Source organism: Cyanobium sp. T1G-Tous (assembly GCF_024345455.1).
GTDB lineage: Bacteria > Cyanobacteriota > Cyanobacteriia > PCC-6307 > Cyanobiaceae > Cyanobium_A.
Map to the genome: position 1 here is coordinate 1 of NZ_JAGQBD010000052.1, position 5,140 is coordinate 5,140.

At 62.1% G+C, this 5,140-nt stretch carries 7 protein-coding genes, 1 tRNA gene and 1 pseudogene; 5 read left to right on the plus strand and 4 right to left on the minus strand.

Annotated elements, in window-relative coordinates:
* On the minus strand, positions 1-1,227 hold a 1,227-nt coding region (coaBC, locus tag KBY75_RS15265; protein ID WP_255024572.1), incomplete at its 3' end, for a bifunctional phosphopantothenoylcysteine decarboxylase/phosphopantothenate--cysteine ligase CoaBC.
* Positions 1,217-1,426: a DUF2555 domain-containing protein gene (locus tag KBY75_RS15270; protein ID WP_106632313.1), complete on the minus strand. Its 210-nt coding sequence runs from the start codon at positions 1,424-1,426 to the stop codon at positions 1,217-1,219. The genes coaBC and KBY75_RS15270, both read right to left, overlap by 11 nt.
* Before the next feature lie 65 nt (positions 1,427-1,491).
* Here KBY75_RS15270 and KBY75_RS15275 point away from each other — a divergent pair.
* From KBY75_RS15275 to KBY75_RS15290, 4 genes are all read left to right on the plus strand, one after another.
* A tRNA-Ala gene (locus tag KBY75_RS15275) sits at positions 1,492-1,564 on the plus strand.
* 33 nt (positions 1,565-1,597) lie between these two features.
* Positions 1,598-1,759 (plus strand): PCP reductase family protein, encoded by a 162-nt coding sequence (locus KBY75_RS15280; RefSeq protein WP_254935107.1) that lies wholly within the window; start codon positions 1,598-1,600, stop codon positions 1,757-1,759.
* 43 nt (positions 1,760-1,802) lie between these two features.
* Entirely contained in the window at positions 1,803-2,000 is a 198-nt protein-coding gene (locus KBY75_RS15285) for a hypothetical protein (protein ID WP_094559179.1), read from the plus strand.
* A gap of 299 nt (positions 2,001-2,299) precedes the next feature.
* A complete protein-coding gene (locus tag KBY75_RS15290; RefSeq protein WP_254935108.1) occupies positions 2,300-2,653 on the plus strand; it encodes a DUF565 domain-containing protein in 354 nt (117 codons plus the stop codon).
* Positions 2,654-2,673: 20 nt separating this feature from the next.
* Here KBY75_RS15290 and KBY75_RS15295 read toward each other — a convergent pair whose 3' ends face one another.
* Entirely contained in the window at positions 2,674-3,696 is a 1,023-nt protein-coding gene (locus KBY75_RS15295) for an aspartate carbamoyltransferase catalytic subunit (RefSeq protein ID WP_255024573.1), read from the minus strand.
* A 13-nt stretch (positions 3,697-3,709) separates the two neighbouring features.
* Positions 3,710-4,393, minus strand: coding sequence for a DNA-3-methyladenine glycosylase (locus KBY75_RS15300; protein WP_396098464.1), 684 nt, complete (start codon positions 4,391-4,393; stop codon positions 3,710-3,712).
* Between the two features lie 106 nt (positions 4,394-4,499).
* Here KBY75_RS15300 and KBY75_RS15305 point away from each other — a divergent pair.
* Positions 4,500-5,140, plus strand: a pseudogene (locus KBY75_RS15305) (carbamoyl-phosphate synthase); the annotation flags it as partial.

Genomic DNA, 5,140 nt, shown 5'->3' on the forward strand with positions numbered 1-5,140 from the left:
CTGGGCAATAGCCAGCTTTGAGCCCGGCTCGATGCGTTGCTCGCCGCCCTGCCCTCCCAGCAGCCAACCGTGGTTGCTGTTCACGCCAAAGCCCGCATCGGCTTGATCTATCGGGTTGGCGAACAGCAGATCGCAGCCTTTACGGGCCCACTTGGCACGGGCCTGAGCCAATACATCGCCCGATTGGGCAGCGAAACCCAAAATCCGCTGACCGGGGTGCCGGCGGCTCACCAGGCCAGCCAAAAGATCGGGCACCTGCTGCCAGCCGGAGGCGAGCTCAATGGCGAGCTCCTCTTTGGTCAGTTTGTGAGGTAGCGGTTGCTGGCGGCGGTGGTCGGCCACAGCAGCCGCCATGGCAATGGCATCGGCACAGGGCTGTAAACGCACCAAGGCCCGCTCCATATCGGCCGCCGTCTGGACAGGCACGCAAGCCAAGCCCTCCAGCAACTGGGAATCCACGCTCAACGGACCATGCACCAGAGTCACCTCCGCCCCACGCAGCCGGGCTGCCTGGGCTAAGAGCACACCCATCAGCCCGGAGCTTGGGTTGGTGAGAACGCGGGCCGGATCCAGTGGTTCGCGAGTGGGCCCGGCAGTGACCAAAAGCCGCAAGCCAGCCCAGTCCCGCTGCCAGCCCCACAGCTGCAGACACTGCAAGGCCAGTAGCAGTTGTTGCGGCTCAGCCATGCGGCCGTCCCCCTGCCGATCGCAGGCCAACAATCCCGCCATAGGCCCCAGGGGCAAGACCCGCTCAAAGCCCTGCAGCAGCTCCCAGTTGCGGCGCACTCCAGGGGAGTTCCACATGGAAGTGTTCATGGCCGCAGCAGTCAGCACCGGCGCCTCGGTAGCCAACAGAGTGCTGGCCAACAGGTTGTCAGCCAACCCATGCACCCAACGACCCAGGCTGGTGGCACTCAAGGGCGCCACTAACACCAACTCAGCCCACTCAGCCAGCTCCACATGCAGCGGCCTGGCAGCGCGATGACTCCACTGATCCTCATCGAGGTTGCAGGGATTGCGGCTGAGGCTGGCAAGGGCCACCGGACTTACCAGTTGGGCCGCCGAAGGTGTAACCAGGCAACGCACCTCGGCGCCGCACTGGACCAGGGAGCTCACCACCAGAGGCAGCTTGACCGCAGCGATGCTGCCGCTGATACCCACCAACACTCGGCTACCCGCTAGCGGGTGCACCAAGGGGTCAGCAGCTGCCGCCGGATCAGTCCTCATCAAAGGGTTCCTGGTCCACCAGATGCACGTAGGGGCGAGCCAACTCCGGTTGGTGGATCGCCAGGGCACGCATCAAGTGCCAATCGGCTAAGCCGTCAAAGGCACTGGGGTAGTCGTCTTCCTCCAGTCGACGGGCGAGCTCGGCGATCGAAGCTTCATCGAAAGCGGCGAGCCGTTCGGGGGTGATCGACGCGTTCATGGAAGTTGCTGGGGAGGTGGGGTCGGGGATAATGGACTTCTAGGGACAACAGAGGGCCCTAACCCGGGGAGTTAGCTCAGCTGGTAGAGCGCTGCGATCGCACCGCAGAGGTCAGGGGTTCGAGTCCCCTATTCTCCATTTCTACTCAAAGAAGCGCTGCTGGTCAGCCCTATGGATTGGCATCCAGACGCCGAAGCCAAACTTAAGGAAGTGCCCTTTTTTGTACGTCCAGCAGTGCGGCGACGCATCGAAACCATGGCACAGGAGGCCGGTCTTAGCGCCATCGATGCCCCCTTCTACGAGCAGGCCAAGGCAAGGTTTGGCCAGAAGTGAACCGGCGATGCGGTAAAAGGGTGCATCAGTAGAACACCCATCGATGTCGCAGTCGAAACGCGAACAGGTGGTTAGCCACCTGCGATACATCCGCCAGGAGCTCCGAGAAATGCACCAGGGCGTCATGGACGACGGCTTACTTCCAGAAGCCGGTGAGGTCCGCGGGGTTATGGCCCAGATGGAAGCTCTACTTGAGCTCCTCGAGGGCAAATCCTCCCGCAAGAAGGACAGCGACGGCTGAGACCCAGACCGGGAAGCCCTCGGGGAACGTCAAGCCCCTTGGGACGCTCTGGCAAACGTCTGCGGTCAGTTGATCAGTATCCAGCCAGGCGCTTTCGTTGCTCAGTCCCCATCACCCAGCCCGGGCCATTGGCCTCGGGCTTTTTTATTGGAATCCCCTATAGGTAGCGCCAAAAGGCTGCGCATACGCCAGAGATGGTGTAGACAGGCAATGGCAGGGCTCGGGCCGGGTGATGGGGATCACCGCCGTCAGCATCCCTGCCTCCTCTTTTGGCCCTCGCTGATACCCCTTCAGCCGTGATGGCCTCACCTCCCGGAAGTCGTTATCAACAGACCGGCTTTCAGGAACGGGTTGCCCAAGCTCGGGCAGCCCTGGAGAGTTGGGCAGCCAATCCCTGGCGGCGGTTATCGCTGTTGTTGATCGTTTTGCTGATCAGCTTCAGCATTGGCGGAGCCGTCGGCTCGATCACCGGCACCCTGTCCAAGCTCGACCCGGTGGGGGCACTGATCTGCGTGGCTGCCATCGAGCTGGCCATTCGCGCCAGGGGCCCGCTGATACGTCGTGGTGGCGATGCACTCGTGCTGCAAGTACTCGATATGGCTCGAATCGGCTTGCTCTACGGCTTGCTGCTTGACGGCTTCAAGTTGCTCTGATTCAACTGCTGCAAAGCTTTTCAAGCCAGCGGTTCTGCCGCGGCCAGCAGATAGAGCAGAGCCATGCGCACAGGGATGCCATTGCGCACCTGCTCCTCTACCAGTGAAACGGCGGGATCATCGAGCACATCTCCCGCCAGCTCCACGCCCCGATTCACCGGGCCCGGATGCAGCAGAGGCACGGACGGACCGCAAAGGGCTAGGCGCTCTCGGGTGATGCCGAATTGCCGGTGATAGGCGTCGAGGCTGGTGAGCAGGTGCTGATGCATGCGCTCCTTCTGCAGTCTCAGAGTCATCACCGCATCGGCCCCGGCCAGGGCCTGCTCCAGGCTGCGCTCAATCCGCACCGAGCCCCGCGCCGCCACCGGATCGGCCGCCTGACCTGGCGGTGGTGCCGCCACAAAGTCGGCGAAGGCGGCGGGCAACAAGGTGGGCGGGCCGCAGAGCACCACCTCGGCGCCGCAGGCGGTGAGGGCCCAGAGGTTGGAGCGGGCCACGCGGGAGTGGAGCACATCACCCACGATCACGATGCGCTTGCCCCGCAGGGCCGCGGGCGTGGGGGCTTCAGGGGCGAAGTGGCGCGCCAGGGTGAACAAATCCAGCAATCCCTGGCTGGGGTGGCTGTGCAGGCCATCGCCGGCATTGAGCACCGCGACCCGCTCACCGGCACGGTCGAGGTCGGCCGCCAGGCTCTGGGGCACCCCGGCGCAGCGATGGCGCACCACCAACACGTTGGCGCCCATCGCCACGTAAGTCCGAGCCGTATCGAGCAGGCTCTCGCCCTTGCTCAGGGAGCTGGAGGAGGGAGAAAAACTCTGCACATCGGCAGAGAGCCGCTTGGCCGCCAGCTCAAAACTGCTGCGGGTGCGGGTGCTTGGTTCAAAGAAAAGGCTGGTCATCAACCGCCCCTGCAGGGCGGGCAACTTGCGAGCTCCAGCCACCGGCAGGGCCCGGAAACGCTGGGCCAGGGTCAGCACGGTGGTGAAATCATCCAGCGAAAAGGCCGCCAGATCCAGCACGTGGCGGTGGCTCCAGCTGCTCAAGGGGTGCGGCGGCTCACAGGGCCAGGGTAGGGGCTGACTTGCGCTGGCGACACTGGACAGGCGCTAATTCCCAGGGCGCTGGAGTTTGCACTGGTGGGCGATCCCCCCTGACCCGCCTGCTGACGCTGCGGCTCGCCCGCCAATACCAGCGCCAGGGCAGGTCCTGGCCCTGACTGATGCCGATGCGGCTGGTTTGCACCAAGTCGGCCGCGGCCATATTTGCCAGCGCTGGGGGACGCGGGGCGAGCCACAGGCCCTGATCGGGATGCACCAGCTGGGCGTTATGGGAGCGATCGATGCCAAAGCAGCGTGCCAATAGGGCGGGACCCGCCGCCACCCGCTCCGGCTCGCCAGGAATGGCCACGCCGCGCAACAACACTCCGTTAGCCCAATCGGCCCGGTGGGTCACCACATTCACGCAGTGGTGTATCCCATAACTCAAATACACGTAAAACCACCCAGGCTCACCAAACAGGGTTTCGTTGCTGGGGGTGCGGCGGCGGTAGCCGTGACAGGCGGGCTCGTCTTGGGAATACGCCTCCGTTTCCACAATCACGCCCCACAGCAACTCGCCAGTGGGTTGGCGCTTCACCAGCAGGCAGCCGATGAGCTCGGGGGCGACGACCTCGGCGGGGCGGGCGAAGAATCTCTGGGGGAGGAATTGGGAGAGCGTGGTGGCTATGGGAGTGGCTTGGATGAGGTCGCTGATGCCATCCTGCTGCCAACCCAATAACTGACCTAAAAACCCAGATGCCGCAGCACTTTGCAGGAATATGGAGGCAATGATTTAAAGATTTTCTTTGATACAGCGTCCCATCCGCCTCAGCCTCTCGCTTGCAAGCACTGCTGCTCTGGCACTGGCATCACTGCCTCTTGCCATCAGACCTGCAGTGGCTCAGGAGGCACCCGCCGCAGCAGCAGCAGAGCCAAAGGGTGAAAGCACTGAGGCAGCAGACCTTGGCGTGATGGGCGTCAACCTCAAGGATGCCGTCAAGTTTAACTGGGGCTTTCAAGGGGCACTACAAGGTGCTGGCACCCCCAATGAGGCAGGAATTGGCGCCTTCATCCCCCTAAAGGTTGGCGATAACAGCGTATTTTTCTTGGACACTCTTGCAAACGTTAATTTCTCAGATTTTAGCAATTACAGCAGCATTATTAATACCAAGGTCAAAGGAGCCACTATTTCTACGTCCACCAGGCTGGGTTATCGCTGGCTAAACAAAGATCGCTCCTGGATGTTTGGCGTTAATGCTGGTTACGACAGCCGCCCACTGAACACAGGCGGGACAGATAACGGCGTATACGTAACCGATACAAACTCCGTACTCTTTCAGCAACTTGCACTGAATTTAGAGGCTGTGAGCAACAAGTGGTTTACTTCAGCATACTTACTATATCCCATAGGTGAATATGGGTACAACGACACACCTGCAGTAATCAATAG